A 17,512-nucleotide genomic window follows, 5' to 3' on the forward strand; every position below is an offset into this window, starting at 1 on the left:
ATGTCCCGACTCAATCCCCGGCAGCAAGAAGCCGTGAACTACGTCGGCGGCCCTCTATTGGTGCTCGCCGGTGCAGGCTCCGGCAAGACCAGCGTGATCACGCGCAAGATCGCCCACTTGATCCAGAATTGCGGCATTCGCGCCCAGTACATCGTCGCGATGACCTTTACCAACAAGGCCGCGCGCGAGATGAAGGAACGGGTCGGCACCCTGCTCAAGGGCGGCGAAGGCCGCGGCCTGACCGTCTGCACCTTCCACAATCTGGGCCTGAACATCATCCGCAAGGAACACGTGCGGCTGGGCTACAAGCCGGGTTTCTCGATCTTCGACGAGACCGACGTCAAAGCCCTGATGACCGACATCATGCAGAAGGAATACTCGGGCGACGACGGCGTCGACGAGATCAAGAACATGATCGGCTCATGGAAAAACGACCTGATCCTGCCGCCCGAAGCCCTGGAAAACGCGCGCAACCCCAAGGAACAGACCGCCGCCATCGTCTACACCCACTATCAGCGCACGCTCAAGGCGTTCAACGCGGTGGACTTCGACGACCTGATCCTGCTGCCGGTGAAGCTGTTCCAGGAACACGCCGATATCCTCGAAAAATGGCAGAACAAAGTCCGCTACCTGCTGGTAGACGAATACCAGGACACCAACGCCAGCCAGTATTTGCTGGTGAAGTTGCTCATCGGCATACGCAACCAGTTCACCGTGGTCGGTGACGACGACCAGTCGATCTACGCCTGGCGCGGCGCCCGGCCGGAAAACCTGATGTTGCTCAAGGACGATTACCCGTCCCTGAAAGTGGTGATGCTGGAGCAAAACTATCGCTCCACCAGCCGCATCCTGCGCTGCGCCAACGTACTGATCTCGAACAACCCGCACGAATTCGAAAAGCAGCTGTGGAGTGAGATGGGCCACGGCGACGAGATCCGCGTGATCCGTTGCCGCAACGAAGACGCCGAAGCCGAACGCGTGGCTGTGGAGCTGCTGACCCTGCACTTGCGCACGGATCGGCCGTACAGCGATTTTGCGATTCTGTATCGCGGTAACTACCAGGCCAAGCTGATCGAGCTGAAGCTGCAACACCACCAGATTCCATATCGCCTGTCCGGCGGCAATAGCTTTTTCGGACGTCAGGAAGTGAAAGACCTGATGGCCTACTTCCGCCTGATCGTGAACCCGGACGACGACAACGCCTTCCTGCGGGTGATCAACGTCCCACGCCGGGAGATCGGTTCGACCACGCTGGAAAAGCTTGGCAACTACGCCACCGAACGCAAAATCTCGATGTACGCCGCCACCGATGAAATCGGTCTGGGCGAGCATCTGGACACGCGCTTCACCGATCGACTGTCGCGCTTCAAGCGCTTCATGGACAAGGTCCGCGAGCAGTGCGCCGGCGAAGACCCGATCTCGGCGCTGCGCAGCATGGTCATGGACATCGACTACGAGAACTGGCTGCGCACCAACAGTTCCAGCGACAAGGCCGCCGATTACCGCATGGGTAACGTCTGGTTCTTGATCGAGGCGTTGAAGAACACCCTCGAAAAAGACGAAGAAGGCGAGATGACCGTCGAAGACGCCATCGGCAAACTCGTCCTGCGCGACATGCTCGAACGCCAGCAGGAAGAGGAAGACGGCGCCGAAGGTGTGCAAATGATGACACTGCACGCCTCCAAAGGTCTGGAATTCCCTTACGTGTTCATCATGGGCATGGAAGAGGAAATCCTCCCGCACCGTTCCAGCATCGAAGCCGACACCATTGAAGAAGAACGTCGCTTGGCTTACGTCGGGATTACCCGAGCGCGTCAGACGCTGGCCTTCACCTTCGCCGCCAAGCGTAAGCAATACGGCGAGATCATCGACTGCGCGCCGAGCCGCTTTCTTGATGAGCTGCCGCCGGATGACCTGGCCTGGGAAGGCACCGACGACACACCCGTTGAAGTCAAAGCCGTTCGCGGCAATACCGCATTGGCGGATATACGCGCGATGTTAAAGCGCTAGAATCGACTACTTTTTAACCAGCCTTAGGCGCACAAGCCGCCCGAAGAGGAAAGCTTCATGGAAGCACTGCACAAGAAAATTCGCGAAGAAGGCATCGTGCTTTCCGACCAGGTCCTGAAAGTCGACGCCTTTCTGAACCACCAGATCGACCCGGCCCTGATGAAGCTGATCGGCGACGAATTCGCCACGCTGTTCAAGGATTCGGGCATCACCAAGATCGTCACCATCGAAGCCTCGGGCATTGCGCCGGCGATCATGACCGGCCTGAACCTCGGCGTACCGGTGATTTTTGCGCGCAAGCATCAGTCCCTGACCCTGACCGAAAACCTGCTGTCGGCGAACGTTTACTCGTTCACCAAGCAGACCGAAAGCACCGTGGCGATCTCCCCGCGCCACCTGACCAGCAGCGACCGCGTGTTGATCATCGATGACTTTCTGGCCAACGGCAAGGCGTCGCAAGCGCTGATCTCGATCATCAAACAGGCCGGCGCTACGGTTGCTGGTTTGGGTATCGTGATCGAGAAATCGTTCCAGGGCGGCCGTGCGGAACTGGATGCGCAGGGTTATCGCGTTGAATCGTTGGCGCGCGTGCAGTCGCTGGCTGGCGGCGTTGTGACCTTCATCGAGTAATCAGCAACACCGCATATCCCTGTGGGAGCGAGCTTGCTCGCGATGAGGCCATCACATTCAACATCTCTGTTGGCTGATGTACCGCTATCGCGAGCAAGCTCGCTCCCACAGTTGATTGGTGTTGGCCGTTACAAAGCGGTGGCTTTGAGGCCGGTGAGCAATAGCCGCTGAAACAAATCCTCTTTCAGCCCTTCCGGGTTGGTCAGCTGCATCCGTTCCAGATGCTCGTGAAACGCCGAAGGCTCCGGCGCATCCAGCGCTGCCTTGCCCAGTTCCAGAATCTCCGTGAGCTTGAACTTGCTCTTCAACCAGTTCAGCGCCCGCAACAGATCCTTCTCCTCAGCGGTGAAATCACAACCCAACGGATACTCCGGAAACAACTGCGGATGCCGCGCCTGGATGGCCTGCAAGCGCTGCGGACTGTTGTCGGCGAACCGTGGATCAATACGGAAATGCTTCGGCAACTTGCCGACTGCCTGAGCCTGCTCGATCAGCCCCAACTGGAAACGTGAATCGCTGATGTTCAGCAACGCCTCGATCACTGCCGCATCGGTCTTGCCTCGCAGATCGGCGATGCCGTACTCGGTGACCACGATGTCTCGCAGGTGCCGCGGGATTGTGCAGTGGCCATACTCCCAGACGATGTTCGAACTGACCTCACCGCCCGACTCGCGCCAGCTGCGCAGGAGCAACACTGAACGCGCCCCTTCCAGCGCATGCCCTTGCGCAACGAAGTTGTATTGCCCGCCAACACCGCTGAGTACTCGCCCGTCTTCGAGCTGATCGGCAACGCCGGCACCGAGCAGCGTCATGGTGAACACGGTGTTGATGAAGCGCGCATCGAGGCGCTGCAAGCGTTTGAGTTCTTCCTGACCGTAGAGCTCGTTGATGTAGCTGATGCGGGTCATGTTGAACTCGAGCCGCTTGCTGTGCGGCAGCTCGCGCAACCGCTCATAGAAACTGCGCGGCCCAAGGAAGAAACCGCCATGCACCGAGATGCCGTCAGTCTGCGCGGCTTCGTCCAGCGTGCCGGCATTGGCCTGTTGCTGGGTCGGCACATCCGGATAGACCTTACGCCGCACGATCCCGGCGTCGGCCAGCACCAGCAAGCCGTTGACGAACATTTCGCTGCAACCGTAAAGGCCTTTGGCGAAAGGTTCGACACCCCCTTCACGGTCGATGAGTTGCGCCCACTGGCTGAGATTGACGTCCGCCAGCAACGCCTTGTATCCGTCATTGTCGGCCTGCCGCGCCAGCAACGCAGCGGTCAGGGCATCACCCATGGCACCGATGCCGATCTGCAGGGTGCCGCCGTCGCGCACCAACGTGCTGGCGTGCAGCCCGATGAAGTGATCCTGGAAACCCACCGGCATGTTCGGCGTGGAGAACAGCGTGGTGCTGTCCTTCTCGTCAATCAACAAGTCGAACGTGTCGATACCGATTTCGGCATCGCCGGGCATGTACGGCAAATCATTGTGCACCTGGCCCACCAGCAGGATCGTCTCCCCCGCCGCCCGACGCTTGGCGATCATGGGGAACAGGTCAAGGGTGATGTCCGGGTTGCAGCTCAGGCTCAGGCGGTCGGGGTGCTCGCTGTGGCTCGCCACCAATTGCGCAACCAGGTTCAAACCGGCGGCGTTGATGTCCCGCGCGGCGTGGCTGTAATTGCTGCTGACATAGTCCTGCTGGGCCGACACGCTGTGGAGCAGGCTGCCGGGCTGCATGAAGAATTGCTGAACATGGATGTTGGATGGCAGGCTGTCGCGATGCAGGTCGGCCAGGAAATCCAGTTCCGGATAATCGCCAAACACCCGCTCGATGAAGGGTTCGAGGAAGCGCTTTTGCAAGCCGTCGCCCAACGCAGGACGACCGAGGCACAGCGCGGTGTAGATCGTCAGCTGCCGTTCGGGCAATTGCGCGATGCGTTGAAACAGCGCGTTGACGAAGTGGTTGGGTTTGCCCAGACCGAGGGGCAGGCCCATGTGGATATGCGCCGGCAACCGTGCCAAGACATCATCGACCGCTTGCTCGATAGAACACAGCTGCACCATCTGATCCTCCCTTACATTCCGTGAACTGGGGTTGGACCGAGCTTGCCGGGTCTTTGCTGCAATGAACAGTCTCAGGCGTAAATCGCAGGCACAAAAAAGCCGCTCGAAAGCGGCTTTTTGCTGAAGATGAAGGCTTATTTCAGGCCGGACATCTTCTGGATGGCGCCTTTAAGCTCGGCGTCTGCGCAATCGGCGCAGGTACCTTTTGGCGGCATAGAGTTGAGGCCGGAGATCGCCTTGGCGAGCAAACCGTCAACACCGCCTTCCTTCTTGGCGCGCTCGCCCCAAGCGGCGGCATCACCGATTTTCGGCGCGCCCAACAGGCCCGTTCCGTGGCAAGCGTTGCAGTGTTTGGCAATCACTTCGTCAGGAGTTTTGGCACCACCACCGCCGCCAGCAGCAGCTGCGACTTCCATCCCCTTGCACTCTTTACCCTGAACGCAAACCTGGCCGACTGGCTCAAGGCGTTTAGCAATTTCGTCGTTGGTCGCAGCTTGTGCGCTGACTGCCCAAAGGGCCAATACGGTTGCTGGTACGGCCAGCATTTTCATAATTAGATTCACGCGTTCACCCTCAATGGTGGCTAGTCACGCCCACGGCCACGGTTCGCAGGCGGGCGCAAGTATAACGGTAAGCCCGCCACACTGAAACAACCCTAAAGTCGGAGGGGTCTTATGCGTGGCGGAAAAACAACTCGGGCACCTGCGCAATGCTCGCGGGACGCCTCTTTTCTTAGAAATTCGCTGGAGTAGCTGCGCTGATTAGTCGCGCTGGCGCATCGAACGGATTACGGAAACGGTGCGGTTTAGTACTTTCAAAGTAGTAGCTGTCGCCGGCTTCGAGCACAAAAGTTTCAAGCCCTACCACCAGCTCAAGTCGACCTTCGAGCAAAATCCCGGTTTCCTCGCCCTCATGGGTGAGCATCTCGTCGCCGGTGTCGGCGCCTGGCGGGTAGATTTCGTTGAGGAACGCGATGGCCCGGCTCGGATGAGCCCTGCCGACCAGTTTCATGGTCACTGCGCCATCGGAAATATCGATCAGCTCGTTGGCTTTGTAGACGATCTGAGTCGGTTTTTCCTGCAGGATCTCTTCGGAAAAGAACTCGACCATGGACATGGGAATCCCGCCCAGTACCTTCCTCAGCGAACTGATCGAGGGGCTGACGCTGTTCTTCTCGATCATCGAAATGGTGCTGTTGGTGACGCCCGCGCGTTTGGCGAGTTCACGCTGGGAAAGTCCTTTGAGCTTACGGATGGATTGCAGTCGTTCACCGACGTCCAATGCTGGAGCCTCCAGGGATTCAGGTTGTTGGAATATTGAGCGTTATCATGGCGACAGCGTTCAGTATTTACAACACTTGGACCTGAATCCTGTTCGGTGAAGCGACTTTCGGTCGGGGTGCTTTAACCTAAGCCCCGGAATAGAGCATTGGCACCCGGCGCAGGTTGCAGAAGATCTGGTAAGGAATCGTGCCCGCAGCCGCCGCCACGTCACTGGCGAGAATGTTTTTGCCCCACAACTCGACGGTCGAACCGAGGCCGGCTTGCGGCACATCGGTCAGGTCGATGCAGAGCATGTCCATCGACACCCGGCCAATCAACTGGCTGCGCTGCCCGGCAACCATCACGGGCGTACCGGTCGGTGCCTGACGTGGGTAGCCGTCGGCGTAACCCATGGCCACCACGCCCACGCGCATCGGTTTCTGGGTGATGAATGTGGCGCCGTAACCGATCGGCTCGCCGGCCGGCAGTTCACGCACGCAAATCACTTTCGATTCGAGGGTCATCACCGGTTGCAGGCGGGACGCCACGGCATTGGCTTCTTCAAACGGAGTAGCGCCGTAGAGCATGATGCCCGGGCGAACCCAATCACTCGGAATTTGCGGCCAACCGAGCACTGCCGGCGAGTTACGCAGGCTGACCTCAGCCGACAAGCCCTGGCGCGCAGCTTCGAACACCGCGACCTGCTCGGCACTGGCCTGACTGTGCAGCTCATCAGCCCGGGCGAAGTGACTCATCAGTACAATCTTCGCGACCTTGCCGCTGGCCAGCAGCCGTTGATAGGCCGCCTGATAATCCTTTGGATGCAAGCCCACCCGATGCATGCCCGAATCGAGTTTGAGCCAGACCGTGATCGGCTTGCTCAGTGCAGCGTTCTCGATGGCTTCGAGCTGCCACAGCGAATGCACCACGCACCAGAAGTCATGCTCGACGATCAGTGACAACTCATCGGCTTCGAAAAAACCTTCCAGCAACAACACCGGCGCACGAATGCCCGCGGCTCGCAGCTCCAACGCTTCTTCGATACAGGCCACGGCAAAACCGTCTGTCTCGGCTTCCAGCGCCTGGGCGCAACGCACCGCGCCATGACCGTAGGCATCGGCCTTGATCACCGCGAGGGCCTTGGCCCCCGTGACTTCACGGGCGATTTGGTAGTTGTGACGCAGGGCTTGAAGGTCGATCAGGGCACGGGCAGGACGCATGGCGGCAGACTTCTGGTCGGGTCATTGGGGAAGAAAAACCGGCGCTGGCTGACGGCGTGAACCGCCAGTAGCACCGGGAGAGGGATCTTTTGGGCCGGCTTATGGCAGAGCGGCGACAACCGACAGCTCAACCAGGATTTGCGGTTCGCACAACTTCGATTCAACGGTGGCACGGGCCGGTGCGACGCCTTTTGGCAGCCACTTGTCCCAGACCGCGTTCATGCCTTCAAAGTGTGCATCAATGTCTTTCAAGTAAATCGTCACCGACAGCAGACGGCTCTTGTCGGTCCCGGCCAGATCCAGCAAACGCTCGATGTTGGCAAGCGTTTCACGGGTCTGCTGTTCAATCCCGGCGTTCATATCGTCGCCGACCTGCCCTGCCAGATACACGGTACCGCTGTGGACTACGATCTGGCTCATGCGCTCATTGGTGAGCTGGCGCTGGATTGACATGTTTTGCAGACTCCTGAAGTTTTTTTCCATAACGGGAAATATCGAGGCCTTCGGCGCTGATTTGCGGCGTTTTCTTCGCCATCAGATCAGCCAGCAAGCGACCGGAACCGCACGCCATGGTCCAGCCGAGCGTGCCGTGACCCGTGTTCAAAAACAGGTTGCTGAACGGCGTAGCCCCCACGATCGGCGTGCCGTCCGGCGTAGTCGGACGCAGACCGGTCCAGAAACTCGCCTGGGCCAGATCGCCGCCCTGAGGATAGAGGTCGTTGACGATCATCTCCAGGGTTTCGCGCCGACGCGGGTTCAGCGACAGGTCAAAACCGGCTATTTCAGCCATGCCGCCGACGCGGATGCGGTTGTCGAAACGAGTGATCGCGACCTTGTAGGTCTCATCGAGGATAGTCGAAGTCGGGGCCATCGCCGGGTTAGTAATCGGCACGGTCAGGGAGTAACCCTTGAGCGGATACACCGGCGCCTTGATACCCAGCGGCTTGAGCAGTTGCGGCGAGTAGCTGCCCAGGGCCAGCACGTAGCGATCAGCGGTTTCCAGCTTGCCGTCGATCCAGACACCATTGATGCGGTCGCCGGCGTAGTCGAGGCGTTGAATGTCCTGGTCGAAGCGGAATTCCACACCGAGTTTGGTAGCCATTTCGACCAGGCGAGTGGTGAACATCTGGCAGTCGCCGGTCTGGTCGTTCGGCAGGCGCAGGGCACCGGCGAGAATGTTGGTGACGCTGGCCAGCGCCGGCTCAACGCGGGCAATGCCGGCGCGGTCGAGCAATTCGAACGGCACGCCGGACTCTTTCAGCACGGCGATGTCTTTCCAGGCGCCGTCGAGTTGAGCCTGGGTGCGGAACAGTTGGGTCGTACCGAGGCTGCGGCCTTCGTAGGCAATGCCGGTTTCGGCGCGCAATTCGTCGAGGCAGTCACGGCTGTACTCGGACAGGCGGACCATACGCTCTTTGTTCACCGCATAACGACTGGCGGTGCAGTTGCGCAGCATCTGCGCCATCCACAGGTATTGGTCGATGTCGGCGGTGGCCTTGATCGCCAGCGGTGCATGGCGCTGCAACAGCCACTTGATGGCTTTAAGCGGAACACCCGGCGCGGCCCACGGCGAGGCATAACCCGGCGAAACCTGCCCGGCGTTGGCGAAACTGGTCTCCATGGCAGCGGCCGGCTGACGGTCCACGACCACCACTTCAAACCCGGCACGCGCCAGATAGTAAGCACTGGTGGTACCGATGACGCCGCTACCCAAGACCATAACGCGCATTTTCATATCCCTCATCGCGGCTTGCCGCTGACGTTCGTAGTTGTCGAGCATTGATGTGCGCAGTGTAAAAAAGATTAGGCAGTGCTTTTCACTATATAAGTGCCTATATTTGGCGAGAATTCTCGGCAAAAACGCTTTTCACGGAGGCGCATCCCCTATGCGTACCAACACTCAGACCAAACGTGAGCTGGACAAGATCGACCGCAACATCCTGCGGATCCTGCAAGCGGACGGACGCATCTCCTTCACCGAGCTGGGGGAAAAGGTCGGGCTCTCGACCACGCCGTGTACCGAGCGGGTCCGGCGGCTGGAGCGCGAAGGGATCATCATGGGCTACAACGCCCGGCTCAATCCGCAGCACCTCAAAGGTAGTCTTCTGGTGTTCGTCGAGATCAGCCTCGACTACAAATCCGGCGACACTTTCGAAGAGTTCCGACGCGCGGTCCTGAAGCTTCCCCACGTGCTGGAGTGCCATTTGGTGTCAGGGGATTTCGACTATCTGGTGAAGGCGCGGATTTCCGAGATGGCCTCGTACCGCAAGTTGCTGGGCGACATCCTGCTCAAGCTGCCGCATGTGCGCGAATCCAAGAGCTACATCGTGATGGAAGAGGTGAAAGAGAGTTTGTGCCTGCCGATTCCGGATTGAGTCTTTGTGGTGACTGGTCGGCCGCCTTCGCGAGCAAGCCCGCTCCCACAGTGATCTTCACTGGCCACAAATTCTGTGTCTTGCACAGATCCATGTGGGAGCGGCGGTGCGGCGATCCGACTTGCTCGCGAATGCAGGCGACTCGGTCTTCCCTTAGACCAGAACCTGCCGCGTCGAAGCCATGTACTCATGAATCTGCTTTTCAACCCGCGGATGAATCAGCTCCACCGGCCCCCGCCCATTCGGGCACGGTAAGGTCTTTGTGGTGCCGAACAGCCGACAGATCAGCGGCCGTTCGTCATACACGGTGCAGCCGTTGGGTCCGAGGTGAACGCAATTGAGTTCGTCCATCGCAGCATCCTGCTCGGCGCGGGTCTTGCGCGGCAGGCGGGACATTTCTTCCGGTGAGGTGGTTACCGGCCCACAGCAGTCATGGCAGCCGGGCACGCACTCGAACGAGGGAATCTGCTGCCGTAACGTGCGAATTTTCTGACTGTTGCAGCTCATCGAAGCGGTAACCAAAAGCGGAATAGAGCGCGATTCTGACGTAAAAGCCCTGATCCAGACAGCACCAACCGACCAGTGTTGCCGGTGTCCGAAGGTCCGGCTTATGCTCCGTCAAATTTTCTAAACACACGAATCAGGACCACGCACATGAATGCCGGTGCTCAGCAACCTGCCCCGAACCACCAGCACCCTGCTTCTTACTACGCCGCCAGCAGCCTTCCGCAGCCCGATCATCCAGTGCTCACAGACGACCTGGTGGCTGACGTGTGCGTGGTCGGTGGCGGGTTCTCCGGGTTGAACACGGCGCTCGAACTGGCCGAACGCGGCTTCAGCGTGGTCCTGCTCGAAGCGCACAAGATCGGCTGGGGCGCGAGCGGGCGCAATGGCGGGCAGTTGATTCGGGGCGTCGGCCACGGCCTCGATCAGTTCGCCAACGTGATCGGTGCGGACGGCGTGCGTCAGATGAAACTCATGGGACTGGAAGCGGTGGAAATCGTCCGACAGCGCGTCGAGCGTTTTCAGATCCCTTGCGACTTGACCTGGGGCTATTGCGATCTGGCCAACAAACCCCGAGACCTCGAAGGTTTTGCCGAAGACGCCGAAGAGCTGCGCAGCCTCGGTTACCGTTACGAAACCCGGCTGCTGCAAGCCAGCGAAATGCATTCCGTAGTCGGTTCCGACCGCTACGTCGGCGGATTGATCGACATGGGCTCGGGGCATCTGCACCCGCTGAACCTGGCACTGGGCGAAGCGGCCGCCGCCCAGCAGCTCGGGGTGAAGCTGTTCGAACAATCGGCGGTCACCCGCATCGACTATGGCCCCGAGGTCAAAGTCCATACCGCTCAGGGCTCGGTTCGCGCCAAGACGCTGGTGCTGGGCTGCAACGCCTACCTCAATGAACTCAATCCCGAACTCGGCGGCAAGGTGCTGCCCGCCGGCAGCTACATCATCGCCACCGAACCCTTGAGTGAAGCGCTGGCACACTCGCTACTGCCGCAGAATATGGCGGTCTGCGATCAACGGGTGGCGCTGGATTACTACCGGCTCTCGGCGGACCGCCGCTTGCTGTTTGGCGGCGCCTGCCATTATTCAGGTCGCGACCCGAAGGACATCGCCGCCTACATGCGGCCGAAGATGCTGGAGGTTTTCCCGCAACTGGCCGGGGTCAAGATCGACTATCAATGGGGCGGGATGATCGGCATCGGCGCCAACCGTCTGCCGCAGATCGGCCGACTCAAGGATCAGCCGAATGTGTATTACGCCCAGGCTTATTCCGGTCATGGCGTGAATGCCACGCACCTCGCGGGGAAGTTGTTGGCTGAAGCTATCAGTGGCCAGCAGGGTGGCGGGTTTGATCTGTTTGCCAAGGTGCCGCACATTACTTTCCCGGGTGGTAAGCATTTGCGCTCGCCGTTGTTGGCGTTGGGGATGTTGTGGCATCGGCTTAAAGAGTTGGTCTGAACCTGATTAAGCGACATATCCGCCTTTGTAGCAGCTGACGAGCACCGCGAGGCAGCGTTCGGCGGCGAAGCCGTCGCAAATCCTGCAACCGCGCTCTTTCAGGCAAACCGCGGTGTCTGATTTACGACTGCTTCGCCGCCGAACGCTGCCTCGCGGTGCTCGTCAGCTGCTACAAGGGATCGCATTTCATCTCACAGACGCCAGAAAGGCTTGAGCCCCTCCTCCCGCGCCTGCTCCCGACTCAACCCAACGTCGTTAAGCTGCTCAGTCGTGAGCTCCAGCAACGCCTTGCGCGTGTGCAGACGATGCCAGAACAGGCCCCAGCGACTCAGGCCGGACGGTGCGTTGCGCATGACCGCCTCGCGTGCGCCGTTATTTTGCCCTGCCGCCAGTTCCTGACTGTGTAACGTCAGCCGCACATCGCTCAAGCCGTTCATTTTGATTGCTCCTGTTTACTTGGGTAGCCAGAGCTTTCATGATGCGTCGACGGCAAAAAGCATTACAGATTCAACGAGACTGTATTAACTCCATACAGATTTTGCATTTCAGCGTCTGAATCCAATATTTTCGACCCATCTGTACTGGTTAACCGAACCACCCACACCGAGACTGCGCCATGACCCTTTACGTCAACCTCGCCGAACTACTCGGCACGCGGATCGAACAGGGCTTCTATCGCCCCGGCGACCGGCTGCCGTCGGTGCGGGCGTTAAGTGTTGAGCACGGCGTCAGCCTGAGCACAGTGCAGCAGGCCTATCGCGTGCTGGAAGACAGCGGATTGGCGACACCGAAACCCAAATCCGGCTACTTCGTTCCGGTGGGTCGCGAGCTGCCGGAGCTGCCGGCCATTGGTCGCCCGGCCCAGCGTCCAGTGGATATTTCCCAGTGGGATCAGGTGCTGGAGTTGATTCGCGCCGTGCCACGCAAGGACGTCGTGCAACTGGGTCGCGGCATGCCGGACATCACCACGCCGACCATGAAACCGCTGCTGCGCAACCTGGCGCGGATCAGCCGTCGGCAGGACATGCCCGGCCTGTATTACGACAACATCTACGGCACCCTCGAACTGCGCGAACAGATCGCCCGTCTGATGCTGGATTCCGGTTGCCAATTGACGGCCCACGACCTGGTGATCACTACCGGTTGCCACGAAGCGCTGTCCACCAGCATCCGCTCCATCTGCGAACCGGGCGACATTGTCGCCGTGGATTCGCCAAGCTTTCACGGCGCCATGCAGACCCTCAAGGGCCTGGGCATGAAAGCCCTGGAAATCCCCACCGACCCGCTCACCGGGATCAGTCTCGATGCGCTGGAACTGGCCTTGGAACAATGGCCGATCAAAGCCATACAGTTGACGCCCAACTGCAACAACCCGCTGGGCTACATCATGCCGGAGTCACGCAAACGCGCGTTATTGACGCTCGCACAGCGTTTCGACGTGGCGATCATTGAGGATGATGTGTATGGCGAACTGGCTTACACCTACCCGCGGCCGCGCACGATCAAATCCTTCGACGAAGACGGTCGGGTCCTACTGTGCAGTTCCTTTTCCAAGACCCTGGCGCCGGGACTGCGCATTGGTTGGGTGGCGCCGGGGCGTTATCTGGAACGGGTGCTGCACATGAAATACATCAGCACCGGCTCCACGGCGCCGCAGCCGCAGATTGCCATCGCCGAATTCCTCAAGGCGGGGCACTTCGAGCCGCATTTGCGACGGATGCGTACGCAATACCAGCGCAATCGCGACTTGATGATCGATTGGGTCACGCGTTACTTCCCGGCCGGCACCCGCGCCAGTCGTCCACAAGGCAGCTTCATGTTGTGGGTTGAGCTACCGGAAGGCTTCGACACTCTGAAACTGAATCGTGCGCTGCATGATCAAGGCGTACAAATTGCTGTCGGCAGTATCTTTTCCGCCTCCGGCAAATACCGCAATTGCCTGCGGATGAACTACGCTGCGAAGCCAACGCCGCAGATCGAGGATGCCGTACGCAAGGTCGGTGCGGCAGCAATCAGGCTGTTGGCAGACATCGACGGTGTGAGCGGCTGACCCTGCGGCACATCAGTTCACCACAAAACTGCCGCGACTTTCGAACCGGGTCACGTCCCGAACCTGCGTCGCCTCTTGGCTGACTCGCGCCTCAAGCTCAAGCTCCAGAACCAGTCGCTGACCTGCCGCCACCGCACCGTTGCGCCACGGCATCATTCGGTCGCCAGGCCTTAACGTGTCCGGGTTGGGCGTGCCCTCTTCACCCTTGCGTACCCAATCCACCGTCAGGCCGTCCAGTTGAGCACCGAGGATCCGTACCTGTAATGTCCCCTCCGAGAATCGATAGAGCTGGGCATTCGCCGCCGACGCCTCCAGCATGAGCGTCATCGGCATCGCTTCTGCGCACTGCACCTGAAGACTGGTGCGCCGGCTGCCAAAGCTTGCTGAAGCACTGCCCGTCGAGTGTTCCAGCAAGGCCCCGCGAGTGGTCGACCCAAAGTCCAGCAGTGCCGGCGACAGCACAGCCGTGCAACGCTCGGCGGCCTGTACCTGAACGAAGGGAGATGAAAGCAAAACGCCAAGCGCCAAGGTGCGGGGTCCCGCACGCAAGATGTCGGGAAAATAGCTGAATACCGTTGATTTCATGGGCGTTCCTTTAAGCGAACTATAGACATCATCCCACCTCGCAAACCGCTTCAGCTGTCTCGAAAAGTGCTGATGACTCGGAGGGCGTCTGGGCAAGTTTCAGGGTCACGTTGCACGTGTTGTCCTCGGACAGCGCCAACTGCAACTGCATCTCGCTCTGCGCATCGAGAAGAAAAATTTTTCCAGCGTCGACCACTGTCGTCAGGTATTTTTCGCCGGCGTAGACCGCCACCCCCTTGGCCACTGGCTGGCCTTGCGCCGTATGCACCACGAGCAATACGCGCCGGGCACTGACGAGCGCGAAATCAAATACCTGGACCGAACCACGTCCAGCCTCGACCTCCTGATAGCCATTGAGCACGTCGACGCTACGCGGCAGGCTGGCCGTTTCGATCTCTACCTTGGTGTTGCGGTAGGCCGGCAGACTGGCCGCCACGGCACGCCCGGCACCGTCTGTCCAGACCGGCCCTTGTGAGGTGCGTATTTTCACACCCGCTGATTCCCCCACCTTCACCAGTCCAAACGTGTCGCGCAGGGGATAGGGCGACGGTGTGACTCCATCCGCGTGGACCGCCAAACCGCCACGCAACGCGACGTCATAGGTCTTGGACCCGGAGCCACTGTGGGAGTAACCCAGAGCTGCACGGGTGTAATGCGGCAACAGGTTGACGCGCCCATTGATGCCTGTGGCGCCGTTTTCGTCGCGGTCGGCAGCAATGCTATAGGCCAGTGTGTCGCTGACTTGCTCACTCAACTGCGCCCCACTGCTCAATCCGGCGCGGTCGTCGCGCCGTGCATAAGTGCTCAAGCTACGCTGAGCACCCAGCGGCATGCTCAGCGAGAGGTAAGCGCCCGTGCCTGATGCATTGTTTGTTTGGCCACCGAAGCTGCGCTCCAGATTGGCTGAAAGGCTCACCTCCCCGAAAGCACGCGACCAGGAAAGGCCCAGGCGTGATTGCGCCTCACCGTTGACCGTGGCATTGCGTGACAACACAGCGCCAAATGTTCCTGACTGTGTGGTTGTACCGCTCAACGAAGCCCCCAACTGCTGGCTGGCGCGAGACTCGGGCCGATCAAGCGTTTGATTCCAGGCAGTGTCCGACAACGTGCGAAAACCTTCAGATTGCTGCGAGGCCGTCAGGCTTGCAGACAATGAGGGGGCGAGAACGGTACTGAGCGCTGCTTGAAACTGAGCGCCACGCGTTTTCGAGGTCAGCACGCCAGAGACCACCTGCTGAGCACTGACCGTGGTTTGATCAGTCAGCGCCTGATGGACCCCCCAACCGACCGATTGATAGTCGTTGGCCCCCATTACTCCGACACTCAACTGCGTACCTGGCCGCCATTGCCAGTCATTGCTGAGCGTGGCAAACGTCGGGGTTTCGCGATTATCGCCAGTTATTCGGCGAACCTGACCGAAGGCCAATGAATAACTGGCACTCGAACTGCCAGTCCCTCTGCGCAGGCTCGCCGAAGGCACGGTGAATCGTCGCCGCGAACCATTTTCCTCATTCACCGTCACGTCAAGATCAAGGTTGTAGCTCAACAGTGGCAGGTCCCTGAGGGTGAAAGGTCCGGCGGGGACGACGGTGGTGTAGATCATTGCACCGTTTTGCCGCACCTCCACTCGAGCCGGCGAATAAGCAATGCCTTCGACGGCAGACCCGGCACCAAACCCTTCGTTCTCCAATGCGAGCGCAGATTCGGGCAGAAACTGAACCCCGGTAAACGCCCCTCCAGCGAACAGTGGCGTGGCCAGGGTGAGTTGACCCAACTGCATCTGGGTCTTGTAGCTTTCCAGGGTCCGTTCGGCATAGGCATTCAGATGCTCAAAGCGAGTAACTCCCTGAAACGAAGCGTACGATTGGCGGCTCCGAAAAATCCAATCCCCGGCATTCAGGCCGACTTCGGAGTTGAGGCTGTGATACTGACTCGACTGGCCATTGAACTGACTGCTGACCGCCAACGCGTCATAGTTGAACAGGCCCGCGACGCCACCATTGGAGAAACTGCGCTGGCCCGGCCCCGGCGACGCCAACAAGTGCGTGGGTACCAGCAGACTGACCTGTTCCTTACCCGGGTCGAGCCGGGCAATCGCTTCCGGAAACGCTGTACTGAACAGCACGCAAGCGCCCTTGCCCGACTCCTGCGAGAGGCTAGCGGGAACACGAACACCACCGCCGGTCAGCAGCCCCGTGTCGACACACAGGTCACCGTTTTCATTAAACCTGCCAAGCGCACGCCCCTTTGCCACGCCGTTGACTTCCAGCGCTATCCGCCGCAGACCTTGCTCGAATCGCGGCGCCAAACTGAAGTACTGCGCCAGTTTCGGGTCAATCCCTCGGTCTTTCAGCACTTCGGCGTCGAACGCCACACGCTCGTCGGCAAGGGCGCGATCACAAACCGTCACGCCGTAGGTCATTCCGGCGACAAGCGCCACCCTCGCCCCACGAGTGCCGAACATTACTTGATGACCAACGGCGCGTCATAAGTACCCACCGCGAAACCGTAGGTCGTTGCGGGGGACAGACGTACCGCCGTGCTTGAGGCCAACAATGCGGCGCCCGCCAGCACAAGCTCTTCACCCGGCAAGACATAGGTTCGCGGCAAATCCAGCATCACGCCAGATGGCATGACGCTGACGGATTTTGACAGTCGAACGACATAAGGGCTGGGGTTTTTGACCTTTAGCTGAGCGCCGTGCAGCGACCAGTTCAAACGCTTCCAGGGCTCAACCTCGACCGGCAGATTGGCCGGACGCAGGATCACCGGAATGTTCTGCCGCACACCCAGGGTTATCTGAGCATCACTCTTTGAGGTTTTCGGCAGGATGCCTTCGAAGATGACACGCTTGAGGCGCTCGGTTTCGAGCGGTTTGCTGCTTTGCAGAATGAACCGGACCTGCTGTGTTCCCCCGGCTTCGACCCGCGCCACAGGCGGACTCAGTACCAACAGACTTTCTTCGTCCTCGGGCGTGTTCTCGATAACGGTATACAACAGCGCGGGTTGATCATCAGTGTTCTTGACGTTGATCGTGGCTTCGCCGATGGACTCTTCCACCAGCAGTACCGGCACTTCCGGCACCATGCCGACGCCCATTGCGCCCGGCGATATCGACAGACCAAACGCAATCAACCCACTAAGCGCGATCTGCTTTTTTAATGAATACATGATGATTTCCAGGCGTACCAACGCAGCGATCCGGTTTGGAACGTGCGTCGAGGCTGTGCTCTTTTGACGAAGGGACCTGGCGATAGAGATTCAGCGGGCTATGCAGCGCCCTTGCTTCTGCGCTGGTAGCAGCCGTCTCTATCGCCCGGTTTGTTCAGGAAATCAGCCGTCGCCGTCCTGAAAAAACCTG

Annotated in this window: 16 protein-coding genes; 5 read left to right on the plus strand and 11 right to left on the minus strand. The window is 59.7% G+C overall.

The features are described from left to right. Both rep and ACMXYH_RS00010 read left to right on the plus strand, forming a co-directional pair. Complete coding sequence (rep, locus tag ACMXYH_RS00005; RefSeq protein WP_056738697.1) at positions 1 to 2,010, plus strand: DNA helicase Rep; 2,010 nt, start codon at positions 1 to 3, stop codon at positions 2,008 to 2,010. Between the two features lie 57 nt (positions 2,011 to 2,067). Continuing rightward, the gene (locus tag ACMXYH_RS00010; protein WP_415765924.1) at positions 2,068 to 2,640 is read left to right on the plus strand and encodes a xanthine phosphoribosyltransferase; all 573 of its coding nucleotides are present in this window, start codon (positions 2,068 to 2,070) and stop codon (positions 2,638 to 2,640) included. Between the two features lie 128 nt (positions 2,641 to 2,768). Here ACMXYH_RS00010 and ACMXYH_RS00015 read toward each other — a convergent pair whose 3' ends face one another. The 6 genes from ACMXYH_RS00015 to dadA all read right to left on the minus strand — a co-directional run bounded on the left by ACMXYH_RS00015 (position 2,769) and on the right by dadA (position 8,902). After that, the gene (locus tag ACMXYH_RS00015; protein WP_415765925.1) at positions 2,769 to 4,691 is read right to left on the minus strand and encodes an acetyl-CoA hydrolase/transferase C-terminal domain-containing protein; all 1,923 of its coding nucleotides are present in this window, start codon (positions 4,689 to 4,691) and stop codon (positions 2,769 to 2,771) included. Positions 4,692 to 4,825: 134 nt separating this feature from the next. Further along, complete coding sequence (locus ACMXYH_RS00020; RefSeq protein WP_140893295.1) at positions 4,826 to 5,242, minus strand: c-type cytochrome; 417 nt, start codon at positions 5,240 to 5,242, stop codon at positions 4,826 to 4,828. Positions 5,243 to 5,423: 181 nt separating this feature from the next. Further along, positions 5,424 to 5,972, minus strand: a complete 549-nt coding sequence (locus ACMXYH_RS00025) for a cupin domain-containing protein (RefSeq protein WP_008150195.1) — start codon at positions 5,970 to 5,972, stop codon at positions 5,424 to 5,426. Between the two features lie 127 nt (positions 5,973 to 6,099). Next, complete coding sequence (gene alr / locus ACMXYH_RS00030) at positions 6,100 to 7,173, minus strand: alanine racemase (RefSeq protein ID WP_415765926.1); 1,074 nt, start codon at positions 7,171 to 7,173, stop codon at positions 6,100 to 6,102. 99 nt (positions 7,174 to 7,272) lie between these two features. Then, a complete protein-coding gene (locus ACMXYH_RS00035) occupies positions 7,273 to 7,626 on the minus strand; it encodes a RidA family protein (RefSeq protein WP_076029299.1) in 354 nt (117 codons plus the stop codon). Continuing rightward, positions 7,598 to 8,902, minus strand: coding sequence for a D-amino acid dehydrogenase (gene dadA, locus ACMXYH_RS00040; RefSeq protein ID WP_046053837.1), 1,305 nt, complete (start codon positions 8,900 to 8,902; stop codon positions 7,598 to 7,600). Before dadA ends, ACMXYH_RS00035 begins: the two co-directional genes overlap by 29 nt. A 157-nt stretch (positions 8,903 to 9,059) precedes the next feature. Between dadA and ACMXYH_RS00045 the strand changes: the two genes are divergently transcribed. Continuing rightward, positions 9,060 to 9,548: an Lrp/AsnC ligand binding domain-containing protein gene (locus ACMXYH_RS00045; protein WP_010465173.1), complete on the plus strand. Its 489-nt coding sequence runs from the start codon at positions 9,060 to 9,062 to the stop codon at positions 9,546 to 9,548. 153 nt (positions 9,549 to 9,701) lie between these two features. On the opposite strand, the gene ACMXYH_RS00050 is transcribed toward ACMXYH_RS00045, so the two are convergent. Next, complete coding sequence (locus tag ACMXYH_RS00050; protein ID WP_007947437.1) at positions 9,702 to 10,055, minus strand: YkgJ family cysteine cluster protein; 354 nt, start codon at positions 10,053 to 10,055, stop codon at positions 9,702 to 9,704. A gap of 147 nt (positions 10,056 to 10,202) precedes the next feature. Here ACMXYH_RS00050 and ACMXYH_RS00055 point away from each other — a divergent pair, with 147 nt between their 5' ends. Then, entirely contained in the window at positions 10,203 to 11,516 is a 1,314-nt protein-coding gene (locus ACMXYH_RS00055; protein WP_415765927.1) for an NAD(P)/FAD-dependent oxidoreductase, read from the plus strand. A gap of 191 nt (positions 11,517 to 11,707) precedes the next feature. Here ACMXYH_RS00055 and ACMXYH_RS00060 read toward each other — a convergent pair whose 3' ends face one another. Beyond that, the gene (locus tag ACMXYH_RS00060) at positions 11,708 to 11,953 is read right to left on the minus strand and encodes a DUF1127 domain-containing protein (RefSeq protein WP_415765928.1); all 246 of its coding nucleotides are present in this window, start codon (positions 11,951 to 11,953) and stop codon (positions 11,708 to 11,710) included. 179 nt (positions 11,954 to 12,132) lie between these two features. Between ACMXYH_RS00060 and ACMXYH_RS00065 the strand changes: the two genes are divergently transcribed. After that, a complete protein-coding gene (locus ACMXYH_RS00065) occupies positions 12,133 to 13,566 on the plus strand; it encodes a PLP-dependent aminotransferase family protein (protein WP_415765929.1) in 1,434 nt (477 codons plus the stop codon). A 12-nt stretch (positions 13,567 to 13,578) separates the two neighbouring features. On the opposite strand, the gene ACMXYH_RS00070 is transcribed toward ACMXYH_RS00065, so the two are convergent. The 3 genes from ACMXYH_RS00070 to ACMXYH_RS00080 are packed head-to-tail and all read right to left on the minus strand — an operon-like array spanning position 13,579 to position 17,322. Next, positions 13,579 to 14,151 carry a hypothetical protein gene (locus ACMXYH_RS00070; RefSeq protein WP_415765930.1) on the minus strand — a complete coding sequence of 191 codons (573 nt, stop codon included), beginning with the start codon at positions 14,149 to 14,151 and terminating at the stop codon, positions 13,579 to 13,581. Between the two features lie 28 nt (positions 14,152 to 14,179). Next, positions 14,180 to 16,615 (minus strand): fimbria/pilus outer membrane usher protein, encoded by a 2,436-nt coding sequence (locus tag ACMXYH_RS00075; protein ID WP_415765931.1) that lies wholly within the window; start codon positions 16,613 to 16,615, stop codon positions 14,180 to 14,182. After that, the gene (locus tag ACMXYH_RS00080) at positions 16,615 to 17,322 is read right to left on the minus strand and encodes a fimbria/pilus chaperone family protein (RefSeq protein WP_415765932.1); all 708 of its coding nucleotides are present in this window, start codon (positions 17,320 to 17,322) and stop codon (positions 16,615 to 16,617) included. Before ACMXYH_RS00080 ends, ACMXYH_RS00075 begins: the two co-directional genes overlap by 1 nt. Between the last annotated feature and the right edge of the window lie 190 nt (positions 17,323 to 17,512).

The organism is Pseudomonas frigoris, assembly GCF_047758635.1.
GTDB classification, from domain to species: domain Bacteria; phylum Pseudomonadota; class Gammaproteobacteria; order Pseudomonadales; family Pseudomonadaceae; genus Aquipseudomonas; species Aquipseudomonas frigoris.